This window comes from Modicisalibacter radicis, assembly GCF_900961225.1.
GTDB lineage: Bacteria > Pseudomonadota > Gammaproteobacteria > Pseudomonadales > Halomonadaceae > Modicisalibacter.
Map to the genome: position 1 here is coordinate 93181 of NZ_CAAHFN010000098.1, position 16792 is coordinate 109972.

General features: G+C 64.4%; 15 protein-coding genes and 1 pseudogene. 6 read left to right on the forward strand and 10 right to left on the reverse strand.

Translation table 11 applies throughout. The features are described from left to right. Positions 1 to 9: 9 nt before the first annotated feature. The 4 genes from HR9077_RS17590 to HR9077_RS17605 are packed head-to-tail and all read right to left on the reverse strand — an operon-like array spanning position 10 to position 3856. Complete coding sequence (locus tag HR9077_RS17590) at positions 10 to 1119, reverse strand: ABC transporter permease (RefSeq protein WP_210725960.1); 1110 nt, start codon at positions 1117 to 1119, stop codon at positions 10 to 12. Beyond that, positions 1116 to 2069 carry an ABC transporter ATP-binding protein gene (locus HR9077_RS17595; protein WP_210725961.1) on the reverse strand — a complete coding sequence of 318 codons (954 nt, stop codon included), beginning with the start codon at positions 2067 to 2069 and terminating at the stop codon, positions 1116 to 1118. The genes HR9077_RS17590 and HR9077_RS17595 overlap by 4 nt, the downstream gene beginning before the upstream one ends. Beyond that, positions 2050 to 3039: an HlyD family secretion protein gene (locus HR9077_RS17600; protein ID WP_136068605.1), complete on the reverse strand. Its 990-nt coding sequence runs from the start codon at positions 3037 to 3039 to the stop codon at positions 2050 to 2052. Before HR9077_RS17600 ends, HR9077_RS17595 begins: the two co-directional genes overlap by 20 nt. Next, positions 3026 to 3856 (reverse strand): TetR/AcrR family transcriptional regulator, encoded by an 831-nt coding sequence (locus HR9077_RS17605; RefSeq protein WP_136068606.1) that lies wholly within the window; start codon positions 3854 to 3856, stop codon positions 3026 to 3028. The genes HR9077_RS17600 and HR9077_RS17605 overlap by 14 nt, the downstream gene beginning before the upstream one ends. On the opposite strand from HR9077_RS17605, the gene HR9077_RS17610 reads away from it, so the two are divergent. Both HR9077_RS17610 and zapE read left to right on the forward strand, forming a co-directional pair. Then, positions 3855 to 4310, forward strand: a complete 456-nt coding sequence (locus tag HR9077_RS17610) for a GNAT family N-acetyltransferase (protein WP_136068607.1) — start codon at positions 3855 to 3857, stop codon at positions 4308 to 4310. The two genes, HR9077_RS17605 and HR9077_RS17610, sit on opposite strands and share 2 nt — an antisense overlap. 120 nt (positions 4311 to 4430) lie before the next feature. Continuing rightward, positions 4431 to 5594, forward strand: a complete 1164-nt coding sequence (gene zapE, locus HR9077_RS17615) for a cell division protein ZapE (protein WP_136068608.1) — start codon at positions 4431 to 4433, stop codon at positions 5592 to 5594. Between the two features lie 68 nt (positions 5595 to 5662). Here the strand turns inward: zapE and HR9077_RS17620 are convergent, their stop codons facing one another. From HR9077_RS17620 to HR9077_RS17635, 4 genes and pseudogenes are all read right to left on the reverse strand, one after another. Beyond that, positions 5663 to 7462, reverse strand: a complete 1800-nt coding sequence (locus HR9077_RS17620; protein ID WP_136068609.1) for a diguanylate cyclase — start codon at positions 7460 to 7462, stop codon at positions 5663 to 5665. Positions 7463 to 7713: 251 nt separating this feature from the next. Then, positions 7714 to 7848: pseudogene (locus HR9077_RS17625) on the reverse strand (SPFH domain-containing protein); the annotation flags it as partial. Positions 7849 to 8016: 168 nt separating this feature from the next. Then, positions 8017 to 8241 carry a hypothetical protein gene (locus HR9077_RS17630; protein WP_136068610.1) on the reverse strand — a complete coding sequence of 75 codons (225 nt, stop codon included), beginning with the start codon at positions 8239 to 8241 and terminating at the stop codon, positions 8017 to 8019. Positions 8242 to 8410: 169 nt separating this feature from the next. Further along, the gene (locus HR9077_RS17635) at positions 8411 to 9370 is read right to left on the reverse strand and encodes an aldo/keto reductase (RefSeq protein WP_136068611.1); all 960 of its coding nucleotides are present in this window, start codon (positions 9368 to 9370) and stop codon (positions 8411 to 8413) included. A 184-nt stretch (positions 9371 to 9554) separates the two neighbouring features. On the opposite strand from HR9077_RS17635, the gene HR9077_RS17640 reads away from it, so the two are divergent. Next, positions 9555 to 10487 carry a DUF808 domain-containing protein gene (locus tag HR9077_RS17640; protein WP_136068612.1) on the forward strand — a complete coding sequence of 311 codons (933 nt, stop codon included), beginning with the start codon at positions 9555 to 9557 and terminating at the stop codon, positions 10485 to 10487. Between the two features lie 54 nt (positions 10488 to 10541). Next, positions 10542 to 12071, forward strand: coding sequence for a DNA recombination protein RmuC (locus tag HR9077_RS17645; RefSeq protein ID WP_136068613.1), 1530 nt, complete (start codon positions 10542 to 10544; stop codon positions 12069 to 12071). A gap of 40 nt (positions 12072 to 12111) precedes the next feature. Here HR9077_RS17645 and HR9077_RS17650 read toward each other — a convergent pair whose 3' ends face one another. Both HR9077_RS17650 and HR9077_RS17655 read right to left on the reverse strand, forming a co-directional pair. Continuing rightward, positions 12112 to 12870, reverse strand: coding sequence for a Crp/Fnr family transcriptional regulator (locus HR9077_RS17650; RefSeq protein ID WP_136068614.1), 759 nt, complete (start codon positions 12868 to 12870; stop codon positions 12112 to 12114). Positions 12871 to 13129: 259 nt separating this feature from the next. Further along, on the reverse strand, positions 13130 to 13810 hold the full coding sequence (locus tag HR9077_RS17655; protein ID WP_136068615.1) for a response regulator transcription factor: 681 nt from the start codon (positions 13808 to 13810) through the stop codon (positions 13130 to 13132). 124 nt (positions 13811 to 13934) lie between these two features. On the opposite strand from HR9077_RS17655, the gene HR9077_RS17660 reads away from it, so the two are divergent. Both HR9077_RS17660 and HR9077_RS17665 read left to right on the forward strand, forming a co-directional pair. Beyond that, entirely contained in the window at positions 13935 to 14447 is a 513-nt protein-coding gene (locus HR9077_RS17660; RefSeq protein WP_168380988.1) for a putative pterin-binding protein, read from the forward strand. A 19-nt stretch (positions 14448 to 14466) separates the two neighbouring features. Continuing rightward, positions 14467 to 16776: an ATP-binding protein gene (locus HR9077_RS17665; RefSeq protein ID WP_136068616.1), complete on the forward strand. Its 2310-nt coding sequence runs from the start codon at positions 14467 to 14469 to the stop codon at positions 16774 to 16776. Positions 16777 to 16792 lie beyond the last annotated feature (16 nt).

The window sequence follows — 16792 nt, forward strand, 5'->3', positions numbered from 1 at the left end:
TGACGTCGCTCAATCGAGGCGCATGCGTACCCGCCAGGTGGCGACCACCATCGCCACGCCGGCGAACAGTGCCATTGCGGCGAAATCGACCCACAGCTCGCCGAGTGCTGCATCGCGTAGCATGATGCCGCGCGCCAGGCGTACGAAGTGGGTCAGCGGCAACAGTTCGGCAAGCCACTGCGCGGGACGTGGCATGCCTTCGAAGGGGAACATGAATCCCGACAGCAGTAGTTGTGGCAGGAAGGTGAGTATCGCCGCCTGCATGGCCTGGAACTGGCTGGCGACCAGCGTCGACAGTAGGATGCCCAGAGCCAGGCTGGCGATGATGAACACCAATGAAGCGAGGTAGAGGTCGAACAGGCCGCCACGCACCGGCACATCGAAGATCCAGTGGCCAAGCAGCAGTATCAGTGTCGTCTGTGCCAGGCCAATGGCAATGAACGGCAGTACCTTGCCGACCGTCAGTTCGGCGGAGGAGAGTGGTGTGGTGATCAGGAATTCCAGGTTGCCGCGCTCGCGTTCGCGCACCAGAGCGATGGCCGTGAACATTACCAGGGTCAGGGTAAGGATGGCGCCGATCAGTCCGGGCACGGTATTCAGCGGTGCCTGACGTTGTGGGTTGTAGTAACTGACCACCTCGATGGGGGAGGCGCTCGGCGTGACGGGGTCGCCGCGTAGGTAATCGACGACTGGAAAACGGGCCACCTGGCGCGCCGTCTGCTGGACCACCTGATCGGTGCCGTCGACGATCAGTTGCAGGTACGGTGTCGTCCCCATGGCCACGCGTCGCTCGAAGTCGCTGGGAATCACCAGCGCAACCTTTACCTGGCCGCGCCGCAGCAGATCGTTCACCGCCGCCGGATCGTGGCCGGCAATGCGGAAGTCGAACACCTGTGACTGTTGCAGTTCGTCGCTCAACTGGCGGCTGTGGGCACTCTGCGCCTGATCGATGAGTGCGGCGGGCAGGTGGCGCACGTCGAGATTGATGGCGTAGCCGAACAGCAGCAGTTGCATCGCCGGGATGCCGACGATCATCGCATAGGTCAGCCGATCTCGGCGTAGCTGATAGATCTCCTTGAGCATCACCGCAAACAGTCGGCGCAAGTTGATCCTGCTCATGATGCCTGCCCCTCTCGATGGGTGGCGGCGACGAACACGTCTTCCAGATTGGCTTCGGCGGTCGCCACCCGGGCGTCGATGCCGGCTGCACGCAGGTGCTCGCGGATTGCCGGCTCAGCGTTGGCATCCGACACCAGCACGCGCAGGCTGGCGCCGATCTGGGCGCAGGAACGCACGGTCTCGAGTCCGACCAACGCCTGCTGGGCGCGGCGCGGGGTCGCGCATTCGACCAATAGCGACACGCCGGGAAGCGTATGCTTGAGATGCTGTGGCGTACCCTCTGCCATCAGTCGACCGCGCTGCAGGATCGCCAGGCGGTGGCAGCGCTCCGCTTCATCCATGTAGTGGGTGGAGACCAGTAGGGTGGTACCGGCATCGGCGAGGGCGAACAGCGCCTCCCAGAAGTCGCGGCGCGACTGCGGGTCGACGGCGCTGGTCGGTTCGTCGAGGAACAGCAGTTCGGGCTCGTTGAGCACTGCCGCCGCCAGGGCCAGGCGCTGGCGCTGACCACCGCTCAGCGTTCCAGCAAGCTGACCGGTGAGTTCCGCGAGGCGGTAGATGGCGATCAGGGTGTCCAGGCGTTGGCGCGCTCGATGGTGGTCGAAGCCATAGAGCCGTGCGACGAAACGCAGGTTCTCTATCACGCTCAGGTCGCGATAGAGCGAGAAGGTCTGGGTCATGTAACCGATGCGCGCCTTGAGCGCTCGGGCCTGGCGGGGAACATCGAGATCGAGCACGCGGACGGTTCCCGCGCTGGGGGTGAGCAGGCCGCAGAGCATGCGAATGGTGGTCGACTTGCCGCAGCCGTTGGGACCCAGGAACCCGTAGACCTGACCGCGCGGCACCTGCAATGCGAGGTCGTCGACCGCGGTGAATTCGCCGAAGCGCCGGGTCAGGCCCTGCGCGACGATCGCCGGTTCGCTCTGGTGTTCAGCGCTCGTCGTGGTCATCGTCGTCCCCGTCGTGCGGCCAAACGTGGCAGGGCACGCCGGCCGGCAAATCGTGGGCGCTCGCTCCTTCGAGCACCAGTTCCGCGCGGTAGGAGAGACGGGTGGCGTCGTCGCCGGTCAGGGCGTAGTAAGGGGTGAAGGCAGGATCGCTGCGTACGCTGCGCAGATGGGCCTCGAAGGTTTTATCGATTCCATCCACCTTGATCCGGAAACGCTCTCCGGGATGCGCCTGGGCGCGCCAGCTTTCGGGAAGAAAGATTCTTGCATAGGGTGCCTCGCCGCCGAGCAGGCTGACCAGGGTGGCCCCCTGTACGGGCTGGTCACCGAGACGATGCGGCAGAGCATCGACCCGCCCTGGCGCCGGTGCAGTGACATCGAGACGTTGACGAGTGACGGTCAGTCTGGCGGCTTCGGCCTCGGCGCCGGCTACATTGGCTCGCGCTCGTTCCAGTTCCTCGATTCTCGTGCCATGCAGTAGCTCGTCCAGTTGGGCTTGCCGGTTGCGGGTCTGCGCCGAGTTCATGTGGAGCGTATTCTCGGCGTCATCGAGTTGGGACCGGGCCAGGTTGTGACTCGCGAATAGCCGACGCGCCCGGTCATAGGCCAATTGAGCATTGTGTTGGTTGCTTTGCGCTTCGGCGAGGGCGGCACGGGCGGCGTCGATGGTTTCCTGGCGGGCGCCGTGTCGCAACTCGTCGAGAGTGGCTTGCAGGCTAGCCAGGTTGGCGCGTGCGGTATCGAGCTGTGCCTGAACGCGGCGTGGATCCAGGCGTAGCAGCAACTGGCCGCGCTGGACCTGGTCACCCTCGTGCACGGACAGCGCGACGACGGGCTCGGAAACGTCGGCGAGGATGTCGATTCGATCCCATTCCACGGTACCGGGTAGCCCCTCGTCGGGCCCGTCGCAGCCGGCCAGCAGTATTGGCAGACACAAGGTCAGGGCCGACAGAAGGCATTTAAGCGGACGCATGAGGGACTCCCAGACCGGTGTCCAGCAACGCCAACACATGATCGGTCAGACCCCGCGTATCGATGTCGTCGCAGTCGGGCAGTTGTGACCAGAGTGGTCGCGTAGCCAGCGCGAACACACTCAGGCCTATCAGCGAAATGGGTACCAGCCGCGCATCCACATTGGGATTGATGCTGCCTTCTGCCTGACCGCGCTCCACCAACCGGCGCAGGCCGTGGGTCAGCGGTGGAGCCAACTCGCTAAGCAAAACCTCGCGCAGTTGGCCATTGGTGGCGAATACCTCCTTGACCCACAGCTGGGGCAACCAGGGAATGGACGCCACGGTCATGATGAAATGCCGTGTGAATGTCTCGATGGCCTCACGCGGTGGCAGTCCTCGATCGAGCTGTCCGGCGGTTTCGGCGACCGGTCTGAGCCGTGCCAGCACGCGCTCCTCCACTACCGCCTGTACCAGTTGCGGCTTGTTGCCGAAGTAGTAGTGCAAAAGAGCGGGGGTCACCTTGGCATACCGAGTGATGGCATTGAGAGGCGTGGCAGCGATCCCATGCTCGCTGAACAAGGTTACCGCTGCGTCGAGTAACTTTTCACGCTGGTCGCCCGCATCGATTTTGGGACGGCCACGCCGCCGGGATTTTGAAGCACTCATGGCTTTATTTAAATTTGAATTTAAATAAATTTCAAGCCTGCCGTCAGACATGGTCAGTGCACAGCTGAAGCAGCACGCCCTGACCGGCATCCAGCCGTGGCGGACGGCGCCGTTCAGAACCCGAAAAGAAGAATGTGCGTGACCGAGTCCACCGCTATCGTCAGGCTGCATGCCGCTTTGCCCCACGCCAGGGACCGTGGCGGGCTGGGTCCATGATGCCTGGGGGCACCTGCACCCCGAGACTCCGGCCGCGGCGTATCGCCGGGAGTTCCATGCGCAGTGCGGTGAGTGCGGCGTGCCCTCGGTGTTCGTGGCGATGAGCGGTGATACACCAATGGGCACGGCGAGTCTGGTCGCCGATGACATGAGCGTCCGGCGTGAGTTGACGCCCTGGCTGGCCTCGGTATTCGTGCTGGCCGAATGGCGCGGTCACGGTGTCGCTTCGCGCCTGGTGCGGCGGGTCGAGGCGGAAGCGCTGGCCAATGGTATCCACCACTTCCATCTCTACACGCCCGACCAGCAGGCGCTGTATCGAAGGCTGGGCTGGCGGGACCGCGAAGCGCTGAATTACCATGGCGAGTCCGTGACCGTCATGAGCCGGCGGCTGGATGCCGCCACGGTCTGATCCTGGCCCGCCACGCGCGGGCCAGTCCGGGCCCGCAGTCTGCCCGGGATCTGGTTTTCCGGTATCGTCTCTCTATTACCTTGGACATGGTATCCCGCTAGGACAGGAGCACCGCAAGCAATGAGCATGGCGCCTTCGCCGGCGGCGGCCTACCGACAGGCGATTCACGACGGCGAGTTAGTCGATGACCCGGCGCAGCATGCGGCGGTGGCCGAACTCGACGCCTGCCACCAGAGGCTGCATGCAAGCAATCCTCACCGGGGGCCGCGCGACGGGATCCCCGGCGTCTATCTCTGGGGGCCGGTCGGGCGCGGCAAGACCTGGTTGATGGACAGCTTCCATCGCGCCCTGGCGGTGCCCGCACGGCGCCAGCATTTCCATCACTTCATGCGCTGGGTCCATCGTCGCCAGTTTCAGCTCTCGGGCAGCCGCGACCCGCTCGTCCGGCTCGCCGAGGAGCTTGCCACCGAGCTCCGGGTACTATGTCTCGACGAACTGTTCGTCAGCGATATCGCCGATGCGATGCTCCTCGGTGGGCTGCTGACCGCGCTGTTCGATCGTGGTGTAGTGCTGGTGGTCACTTCCAATCAGAAGCCCAATCAGCTGTATGCTGACGGTTTCAATCGTGAGCGCCTGATGCCGGCTATTGCCGCGATTCAGGCACATACCCGGGTGGTTGCGCTGCATGCGGGGCAGGATCATCGCCTGCGTCCCGGACCACACCAGCGCCGCTACTGGGTCGTCGAAACTGCTTGGCGCGGCCAGGCAACTCCGTTGGCATCGGTGTACGCACAACTGGCCGCAGGCCAAGCTGAGTCCACCGAGGCGTTGACGCTCGGCCATCGCACCATCGAGGTCGAACGCCGCAGTGCGTCGGTGCTCTGGTGTCGCTACGCCGCGTTGTGCGAGCAGCCGCTTTCGGCGCTCGATTTCATCGCACTGTGCGACCGCTTCAGCCAGCTATTGCTGAGCGAAGTGCCGAGACTGAGCGCAGCACCGCAAGCGGCGTCCATCGCCCGTGGCACTGAGGATGGCGTGCAGCGTGTCGATGCCGGCGATCGCGAACTGCCCAGCCTGTCGCGCCATGACGATGGTGTGCGGCGCTTCATCGCCCTGGTCGATGAATGTTACGACCGCGGCATTCCGCTTTATATCGAAGCCGAGGTGCCACTCGATTCGCTCTATACCCAGGGCTATCTGGCTTTTGCCTTCCGTCGTACGCTGAGCCGGCTGCACGAGATGCAACTCAAGCGTTTCGCCGCTCACCGGGGGAATCTCGCCTAGTCAGCGGATGACGAGACCAATCCATCGCGCCTGGAGGCATTGCCGATCGGCGCGGTGACCGCGGCTGACTACTCCGGTTGCTGTCTACCGGGCATGAAACCCTGAGCCTCAAGCGAGTCGGTCCAGACGATGCAGCGGTTGCGGCCGCTCTGCTTGGCCTGGTAAAGCGCTTCATCGGCGAGCCGTAGCAGCTTCTCGGGGGCGTGGCTGTGGTCGGGATGGGTGGCTATCCCGCAGGAGAGGGTGATGCGTGCCAGGGGGGTGCCCTGATAGTTCAGTGCCCGATGGGATACCGTGGTCAGCAGGGCGTTGGCCCGGGCTTCCGCGTCGTTCCCCGAGGTCGCCGGAAGCAGGACGACAAATTCCTCGCCCCCGAACCGGCAGATCACGCCCTGGCCTTCGAAGTGCCGGTCGAGCAGCGAGGCAATCTCTACCAGCACGGCATCCCCCGCCTCGTGGCCAAAGCGGTCGTTGATCCGTTTGAAATGATCCACGTCCAGCATCAGCAGCGATAGTTGGCTGCTGTGTTGTCGAGCCCGGCAACATTCGTGGTCGAACACCGTGTTGAAATGGCGCCGGTTGTGAAGGCCGGTGAGAGGATCTTCGAAGGAGAGGCCTTCCAGCTCATGAACGAGGCGGTCAAGCTCCGCCGTGCGCGATGCCACTTGCTGCTCGAGGTTTTCGTTGGCGATCGCCAGCTGCTGCTGGGTGTGCCGGTAGTGCCATAGAAAAATCGTGGCATTGGCCAATGAAAAAGCGAGGGTGCCGTAGCTCAAGGGAACCGGTCGCCAGGGCATGAAACCGTGGGCCACCAGCATGTCGGCCAACAGCAACGGGGCGAAAAAGGTGAAGCTGAGCACCAGCAAGCGCTGCTCGAGGCTCAGTTGGGGAAAGCGGAACAGGGCGAGCAGCAGCATGGTCGGTAGCGTCACCGCCAGCAGCATGTCGAACACCGGAAAGGTCAGCGAGAGGCTGACGATGCCGGCCTGAACCAGGCCTATGGCGGTCGCCAGGTAGGCCAGGTGCAGCGTCCATAGCCGCTTCATCCATCGCCTGGCAGTGCCCTCGAGCCAGTGACTCAGCAACAGCCCCAGGGCGACCGGTAGCGTATAGTAGCTGCCCGCCCGCAGTGTATCCCAGGCCAGCGCGTCGTCGGCGAGCAGTTGGCGAGCCGGCGTCTCGGCCAGCAGCATGAGACCTGACGCGCCTGCAAACAGGGCGATGGCGCCGAATCCCCGTCGTTCGGGTCCGATCAGCGAGAAGATCGAGGCCAGGGTGGCCAGCACCAGAACGAACGCACTAACCGCGAGATCCTGAGCCGAGTCCTGGATCACCTGCTTCAGCACGTCGAGGCGCTCCATTACCTGAACCTCGCCCCACAGGCCGATGCCGGTATAATCGGAGAACACGCGGATATGGAGTGGCTGACCGGCAAAGTTCCCGGGCAGGTCGATCATGTGCCAGGGCCAGCCGGCAAAGTCGCCACGGCCCTGGGCGTCGAACTCCCCGTATCGATAGATCGGCTCGCCGCCCAGGTAGAGCTGCCCGATCAGATCGATGCTGGTGATGTAGAGCACGGGGTCGTTCCAGCCGCCCTCGGGCAGCACGGTGCGGAACCAGACATGCTGTCGGCCATCACGCCCAGGCGGGTTGGCGGGAAAGCCGATCGAGTGCCAATGCGTCGAACTCTCATGCAGCCACAGGGGAGAGCCGTCGGAATCCAGCGGAGAGTCTCCCCAGCGATACTCCCAGTTCTGCAGTGGCTTGATCGAGGTGTCGGCTTGAGGGGCGCCAGGAAGCGTCATCAGGATGGCCAGGATCATGATCAGTGGAATGCCATGGCGTGCAGCGAACCCACGGTGCAGCATGATGAGCGTCCTAATCCCCGATGGTGGTCATTCTACCGATAAGTGCCCCGACTGGCCCATGGCCCAGAGTTGACGCGCCGTGATGTGCGCGGGCCGGATCTGTGGTAGGGCGACTGGCCAGTCGCGCCGCCCTGGCATCGACGACGACCTTGCCGGTTGCGTGGGTCTCCGTGTGCCCGATGAATTCAAAAAAACCGGGCCATCGACGACCCGGCTTTACACACTTTTTCTGATCGGTGCCTGAAGGGCTCGGCTGCCGCTGGCCGCTCCGCCAAGCATGCCGTCGCGCGGCGCTTGCGCTCGGCGGCCATCTGCAGGCGCATGGCGGTCTCCACCTCCTCGGGCATGGCGATGTCCTGAACCTCGACCCGCGATCTCTTCATGCCTTGATCGGGTGACCCGGCGTATGCAGCAGGACCAGGCTGGAAGTCGATACTGTCGGTGTCCGGATACAGCGCTATTGTCAGGGCAGGCCGGCGGGCAGGCAACAAAGAAAAAGCCGGCAAGCGCGCGGGGCGGCTTGCCGGCCTTGAAGGTGGCGCAATCCTACGGTATCAGCGCCGCCGCCTGGCCAGCGCGACGACACCGAGCACGGCTCCGGCGACCAGGGTCGAGGTCAGCACGGGATGCAGCGAGCTTTCGGTATAGATGCTCGACTTCGCGACATGCTTGGAGTAATGAGTCGTTTCGCGGCGATCCGTGGTGGGTTCGCGCAAGGCGAAATGTTGGCGCTGTTCCGGATTTCCCGATTTTTGCTGACGGATGATCGTCGCTTCCATGAGCCTGTCGGCCAATCGTGTGGCGATGCTTCGCTAAGAATAGAAGGCGTTCGGGGAATGCACAGTCCAGGCGTGGCGGCCAGGCGTGGCCCGACCAGGCGTGGCCCGACCAAACGTGGCCCGACCAAACGTGGCCCGACCAAACGTGGCCCGACCAAACGTGGCCCGACTAGTTCCTGTCGGGGGTGCTGGCCTCGCTGAGCTGACGCAGCGCGGCATCATCGAGCTCCAGCCGGGTGGCGGTGACCATCTGCACGAGCTGTTTCTGCGAGGTGGCGCTGGCGATCGGCGCGGTGACCGCCGGCTGGGCCATCAGCCAGGCCAGCGATACCGCCGCCGGGGTGGCGTCGACGCGCTTGGCGACGTCGTCGAGCGCGTCGAGGATGCGCATGCCGCGCTCATCGAAATACTTGTCGACGAAGCCTTCGCGGGCCCTGCCCCGGGCGTCCTCGCGAGAGCGGTACTTGCCGGTGAGGAAGCCGCTGGCCAGCGAGAAGTAGGGGATCACGCCGATATCGTACTTGAGGCACAGCGGCGCCAGCTCGGCCTCGAAATCGTCGCGGTCGTACAGGTTGTAGAACGGCTGCAGCGTCTCGTAGCGCGGCAGGTCGTTCTTCTGGGCGACCTGGCTGGCCTCGTCGAGCCGGTCGGCGGTGTGGTTCGAGGCGCCGATGATGCGGACCTTGCCCGCCTCGATCAGCCGATCGTAGGCCCCGAGGGTCTCCTCCAGAGGGGTGTCGGCATCGTCGACGTGGGACTGGTAGAGGTCGATGTAATCGGTCTGCAGCCGCTTGAGCGAGGCCTCCACCGCGCGCTGGATATGGCCCCGGGAGAGCCCCTTGTTGCCGTTGCCCATGTCCATGCCGACCTTGGTGGCCAGCAGTACCTTGTCGCGATTGCCACGCGCCTTGAAATAGGCGCCGAGCACGCGCTCGGACTCGCCGCCGCTGTGGCCGTCGACCCAGCGCGAATAGACATCGGCGGTGTCGACGCTGGAGAAGCCGGCGTCCAGCCAGGCATCGAGCATCTCGAACGACTGGCGCTCGTCGAGGGTCCAGCCGAAGACATTGCCGCCGAAGATCAGCGGATCGGTTTTCAGGCCGCTGTGGCCGAGAGGGAGTCGATTCATTGCGATTCCTTGCGTTGTGATTCCAGGCCGGAGCCATGAGCGTGCTACATATCGCTGCCTCTAGCGTAGACGACGCGGCCAGGGGTTGCGGCATCGGCCGCCGGGTGCGAAATCCTCGACAAACAGGGCGACGGCAAGGGGCGTGAGCCAGTAAGCTGGCGCTAAACATACGGGAGGTTCCGCTGTGGCCGGTAGCAGTCTGCTGACACTGATCGATGACATCGCCACGATCCTCGACGACGTCTCGTTGATGACCAAGGTGGCGGCCAAGAAGACCGCCGGCGTGCTGGGCGACGATCTGGCGCTCAACGCCCAGCAGGTCACCGGCGTCAAGGCCGATCGCGAGTTGCCGGTAGTCTGGGCGGTGGCCCGCGGGTCGCTGCTCAACAAGCTGATCCTGATCCCCGCGGCGCTTTTGATCAGTGCCTTCCTGCCCTGGGCGGTGACCGTGCTGCTGATGCTCGGCGGCGCGTATCTCTGCTACGAGGGCGTCGAGAAGCTGGCGCACAAGTTCCTGCACCGCGACGAGGAGGATGACGAGCATCGTCGGCGGGTCGAGGCGATGGCCGACGAGCAGATCGACATGCGCGCCTTCGAGCGCGGCAAGATCAAGGGCGCGGTGCGCACCGACTTCATCCTCTCCGCCGAGATCATCGTCATTACCCTGGGCACGGTGGCCGGCGTCTCGCTGGGTCAGCAGGTCGCGGTGCTGGTGGGCATCGGACTGCTGATGACCGTGGGGGTCTATGGCCTGGTCGCCGGGATCGTCAAGCTCGACGACCTGGGGCTGTACCTCAGCCGCTGCAAGGGTCTGCTCAACGCGATCGGGCGCGGCCTGCTCGCCGGCGCGCCCTACCTGATGAAGAGCCTCTCGGTGATCGGCACGCTGGCAATGTTCCTGGTCGGTGGCGGCATTCTGACCCATGGCATTCCGGTATTGCATCATCTGGTCGAGGGCGTCGCCGAGAGCGATTTCGCCGTGCCCGGGCTCGATGCGGTGGTTCATGGCCTCGGCCCGTCGCTGCTCAACATGCTGGTCGGGCTGGTCGTCGGTGCGCTGGCGTTGGGCGCGGTGATGCTGGTCCGGCGCCTGGTCGGACGCGGTGCGACACACTGAGCGTACGGGCCTTATCATGACCGCCGTCATCGTTGTCTTGGAGAGGAAAGGTCCATGCCGTTCGATCCGATTCTGACCGGCGCCCTGGCGGCGCTGGTCGCCTTCGTCGTGGCCTGGAGTCTGGCCAGCATGCGTGGCGGACGGCGCCTGCAGGCGGCGCGAGAGGAAGTCGCCGGACTCGAGGATCGCCTGGCCCGCCAGCAGGACGAGCAGCGCGAGGCGCAACTCGCCCGGGCCCGGCTGGAAGCCGAGCTGGCCGGAGTCAGGGCGCATCAGGACAATCTGCGCGAAGGCTTCGACGAACGCCTGCGCGAGCGCGACGCCGAGCGTCAGCGCCTGGAAAGCCAGCGCCGCGAGGCGCAACTGGCGCTCGAGGCCAGCCAGGAGAAAGTCGCCGAGCTGCGCGAGGCGCTCCAGTCGGCGACCACCCAGCTCGACGCCAAGCAGCAGCATTTTCGCGAGCAGTTCGAATTGCTCAAGGAGAGCCGCGATACCCTCAAGCAGGAATTCGAGAACCTCGCCAACGAGATCCTCGAGCGCAAGGGCAAGGCCTTCTCGGAGCTTTCCTCGGAACGAATAGGCGGTCTTCTGCAGCCTATCCAGTCCGAGATGAAAGGCTTTCGCGAGAAGGTCGAGTCGATCCATCAGCAGGAGAGCGAGCAGCGCGTGCAGCTGCGCACCGAGCTGCAGCAGTTGCAGAACCTCAACCGCGCGATCACCGATCAGGCCGACAAGCTGACCACCGCGCTGCAGGGGCAGAAGAAGATCCAGGGCAACTGGGGCGAGCTGATGCTCGAGAACGTGCTCGACGGCGCCGGGTTGCGGCTGGGCACCGACTACCAGCGCGAGATCAGCTTTACCACCGAAGAGGGCCGCAAGCGCCCCGACGCGATCGTCTACCTGCCGCAGGGCAAGCACCTGGTGATCGACGCCAAGACCTCGCTGGCCGCCTATACCCGCTACGTCAACGGCGACGACGACGCGACGCGGCGCCAGGCACTGGCCGAGCACTGCCAGGCGGTGCGCGAGCGCATCACCGAACTGGCCGATCGCCACTACTACGATCTGCCGGGGCTCAACTCGCCGGAAGTGGTGATCATGTTCGTGCCGGTGGAGTCGGCCTACGTCGAGGCGCTCAAGCACGACGAAGGGCTCTACCAGCGCGCCATCGAGAACAACGTGCTGGTCGCCACGCCGACCACGCTGCTGACCAGCCTCAATATCGTCCGCCAGCTGTGGCGCTTCGAGGATCAGAGCAAGCATACCGCCGAGCTCGCCAATCGCGCCGAGAAGTTCTACTCCAAGCTGGCGACCTTCCTGGGCAGCATGGAAGACGTTGGTAAAAAGCTCGACAGCGCACGGGGCAGTTACGACCGGGCGATGAACCAGCTGGTCAGCGGCAAGGGCAACCTGATCAAGCAGACCGCCGAGTTCAAGGAGCTGGGCGTGGCGGTCAAGAAGGAACTGCCCAGCGAGCTGGTCGATCGCGCCCGCCTGGAACTCGATAGCGGCGCCGCGGCCGAGGGTGAGACCGAGAATGACCGGGACCCGGCGTCACAGGTGGATCGCGAGACGACGCGCTAAGCGTGCGGAGTTTCGGTCCATCTCGCGTCGCCGTCGTCGGTCAGCGAAAGCCGTGCTGTTTCAGGCGCTCGCGCAGCCCGTTCATGTTGTCGCTGATGTAACTCCCGTCGAAATCCGCCTCTTCGTAGAGCTTTTCGCGATCCAGGACCTGGATGTGATCGCGATGCTTTATCAGCACGCGCTCCCTTTCCATGGAGGTCAGCGAGCGACTGATATGAACCGAGGTCAGGCCGAGTATTTCACCCAGGACCTTTTGGGAAATCGGCAGGTAGAACGAGTCGAAGTCAATGCTGCGGACACGGTTGAGGCGGGTATAGGTTTCGACGATGAAATGTGCGATGCGTGAACGCGCGCTGCGGTGAATCGACATCAGCATGCGTTCGGTCAGGATGGATTCCTGCCTGGACAACGAGGCGAGCAGGGCGACCGTCAATGGCGTCGAAGCTTCGATGATATCGATGATCTTGTGATTGGGGAAAGGGCAGATGACGCCCTCGGTGATCATCTGGGCCTGTGAGAGGTGAGTCGCGAAGGTGAGTTCGCGCAGGCCGAGGACATCGCCGGGGAGCACGATATCGACGACCTGCCGGGCGCCATCGAGGTTGTCGCGGCAGGTATAGGCCCAGCCGCTCTTGAGCGTATAGAGCTGATCGACCTTGTCGCCGGCCGCCCATAGGACCTGCTTCTCGGTGACGCGATGGGGGGTTTTCTCGAGTTCCTTGAGCAGTTGCTGCTCGTTCTCACCCAGCGGAAAAAACTGGTTGAGGTTGGCGAGGATACAGCTTTCATTGCGGAGCATCAAAAAGCGCCTTTTTCAGACAAGACAGGTGGGAAAGCCCAATGGCCAGCCGCACGCGGGGAGGGATTCAGAGAAGCGACGACAGCTTTCGGTAAGATTTTCTTGGTTCTTATTATTGAATCTACTAATGAACTGGCTGTGTCGGATGGCGGCGAATTGAGGGCGAGTGAGGCAAGTATAGGCGCCATGACAAGCAGGCGTTAATTATTTGTCGAAGAAAATGTAAGCAAGTGTCAGAAGGGCGCAATGCCCGGCTGGGCTATTGCTGCTCCAGCCGGTAGCCATGCTGGTAGACGCTGCGCAGACGCAACCCGTGGCGACCGTCGAGTTCGAGCTTCTGGCGCAGCCGGCTGACATGCGTGTCCACGGTACGTGTCGTGACGTCGGCGCTGATGCCCCAGATCAATTCCAGCAGTTGGCCGCGCGAGAACAACTGGCCCGGTTGAGTGAAGAACAGGCTGGCCAGGCGGAATTCGCGGTCGGTCAGCTTCACCTCGCACTCGCTGAGCTGGATACAGCGCTGTTCATGGTTGAGCTCGAAAGGGCCGATCCGCTCCTTGCTGGCCGTGGTGCGTAGCCCGGCACGTCGGCCGAGCGCGGCGATACGGGCGCGCAGTTCGGCGGGACGCAGCGGCTTGGCGAGGAAGTCGTCGGCGCCGCGTTCGAGTGCCGTCACCACGTCGTCCTCGCCGTCGCTGGCGGTAATGAACAGCACCGGTCCGTTCCAGCCGTGGTGCTGGCGCAGCTGGCCCATCACGTCCATGCCCGAGGCATCGGGCAGATACCAGTCGATGATCACCAGGTCGAAGGCTTCCTCGCGCATGGCACGCTCGAACTGGCTGGCGCGTTCGAAGGCGCTGACCCGGATAGCCTCGCCGTCCAGGCACTGCCGGATGAAATCCTGCTGGTCGTGATCGTCTTCCAGTAAACCGATATGCATCAGGCGCCTCGTCCCGGTGTGAGAAGTCTCAGGTTTCAGCATAAGCGGCCGATGACTGAGAGACCAAGGGTCATCATCGTATCGCGTCGTCCTGACGAGGAGCGACGCCCCGGAGGCTTACCGTATGCTCGACCGTTTTGCTCGCTTGCTTGCCGTGGGGGTACTCGCCCTGGGTGCTCTTGCCGCGTCGGATGCCGTGGCGCTGGAGTCCCCGAGCGGCCCGGTGATACTGGTGGTCAGTGGCGCCATCGGTGAAACCAATGTCGGCGGCGAGGCGCATTTCGACCGCGCCATGCTGATGGCGCTGCCCCAGCACGAGACGCGAACCCACACGCCCTGGCACGACGGGCGAATCCTTTTCACCGGCCCGCTGGGACGCAGCGTGCTGGAGGCGGTGGACGCCCGGGGTTCACGGATGCGCGTGATCGCGCTCAACGATTACGCTTCGACCATTCCGGTCGCCGATTTCGAAAAGCATGACGTGATCCTGGCGATGACGGCCGACGGCCGGCCGTTGAGCGTGCGCGAGCAGGGACCGCTGTTCGTCATCTATCCCTTCGACGACGAGCCCGACCTGCTCAACGAGGTGATCCTGTCGCGCTCGGTATGGCAGGTCGCGCATATCGTCATCGACTGATTAGCCGAGCCGCCGCCAAATGTACTCCTCGCTTGCCCTGCGCTTTCGGATCGCCACGTTCGCGGTGATCCTGTTTTTCCTGGCGGCGCTGATCACCGGCGGGGTCATCTACCAGCGCCACCACGCGCTGGAAAATCGCCTGCTGGAGAACCTGGTGTGGACGGTCTACCAGTTCGACCGCGAGGCACGGGAGGTGCGTTTCGATCTGGCGGCGTCGGGCAGGCTCGACCCCGACGAACTGCTGCTGCGTTTCGACATCCTCTACAGCCGCATGCAGATGTTTCGCCAGGGCGATGTCGCGGCGGCGCTGAACGACATTCTTCATATGCACAAGACCCAGCACGTTCACGCTTCGCTGCAACGGGCGATTCTGCTCATCGAGGCCATGGATGAGCGCTTCGGCGAACTGAGGGCGGGCAATGAAGCGCTATCGGACGAATTGCGCCAGCGCCTGCACGCGCAGAGCGAGGCATTGCTGAAAGTGACCGGAGCGATGCTGGTCGAAACCAACGCCCATATTGCCGAATTGCGCACCTCGGAAAGCGCCACGCTGTTGCGGCTCTATACCATGGTGTTCGTCCTGGTGGTGTTGCTGACCGCGATCGGCGGCGTACTGGTCGCGGCGCTGGCGCGCGAGGGGCGCGAGCACAGCCGCAAGGCCGGGCAGCTGGAGGCGCGCACCGGAGAGCTCGATCAGGCGGTCGAGCGGGCCGAGGCGGCGAGTCGCGCCAAGTCCGAGTTCATGGCGGTCATGAGTCACGAGATCCGCACTCCGCTCAATGGCGTGGTCGGTGTCGCCGATCTGCTCGCCGACGAGCCGTTGGGCGAGCGTGGCCGGGCGCTGGTCGGGACCCTCAAGGAGAGCGCGCTGGGGCTGCAGGCGGTGATCAGTGATGTCCTCGATTACTCGAAGATCGAGGCCGGCTCGCTGGATCTGGAACACGAGCCGTTCGCGCTGCGCAGTTTTCTCGATCAACTGTGCGCCAGTTACCGGCTGCGCGGCGACGCCGGCACGCTGGAGTTCAATTGCCAGCAGGATCCGCGCCTGCCGGCCTGGGTGCGCGGCGACGTCAATCGGCTGCGCCAGGTGCTGATGAACCTGCTCAACAATGCCTTCAAATTCACCGAGACGGGATTCGTCAGCCTGCAGGCCTGGGTCGAGGGTGACGCGTACATCCGTTTCGAAGTGCGCGATACCGGCTGCGGCATCGATCCCGCCGAGCAGACCCGGTTGTTTGCCCCCTTCACCCAGGTCGACAGCTCGATCGCCCGGCGCCATTCGGGCACCGGGCTGGGGCTGGTGATCTGCCAGCGATTGGTGCGCGCGATGGGCGGAGAGATCGGCCTCGACAGCCACCCCGGTCTCGGCAGCCTGTTCTGGTTCAGCATTCCCCTGGCTGTCGAAAGCGCCCTGGATATCGGCGTGGTGGTCCACGATGCGACGTCGCTGTCACCACGGCGGCACGTGCTGATCGTCGAGGATAACCCCATCAACCAGACGCTGGCCTGCGCCATGCTCGAGCGGCTGGGCCAGCGTTTCAGAGTCGCCGACAATGGCGAGGATGCGCTGGTCCTGCTGGCCCGCGAGCGCTTCGACCTAGTACTGATGGACATCCAGATGCCGGTGCTCGACGGGCTCGAGACCACCCGTCGCTGGCGGGAGATCGAGCACCGCGGGGGCGGCCATCTGCCGGTGGTAGCGATGACCGCCAACGTGATGGCCGAGGATCTGGCGCGTTGCCGAGAGGCGGGCGTCGACGATGTATTGTCCAAGCCGTTCACCCGGGCCGATCTGGAAGCGGTGCTGCGGCGGTCGTTCGCGCCGGACGCGTCGTCTTCCCGCGATCCGTCGATGGAGTGTCCCGAAGCGGTGGCGGAGGGGGGCGCCGGAGTCTCGGTGGCGCCGGCGGCTGAAGCGCGTTCCCCGGCCGCTCCCGTCGGCACGACGCGCGCGTTGCTCGACGCGGCCCTCTGCGAAGAGCTGCGCGAAGCGCTGCCAGCCGAGGCGCTGGCCAATCTGTTGGCGACCTACCTCGATCGCCTCGGGCAGCGTCTGCGGCGCTTCGGCGTGTTGCTCGAGGAGCTCGACCGAGTGGGACTGGCCCGCGAGGCACATTCGCTGAAGGGGGCTTCCGCGTCGCTGGGCTGTGTCGCCATCGCGCGTGCCGCTTCGGAGCTCGAGAAATCGGCCCTGGAAGAGGCACCGCATCGCTTGCAGTTGCGCGTGGCGGAACTGGCCGGGCTGGCCGATGAGACCGGCGAGGCGTTGCTGGCGACCGGATTGCTGGCTGTGCTGCCCGGTTCCATGCGCGCCCCGACCGGGAGCTGATCCGCCGTCGATGTCA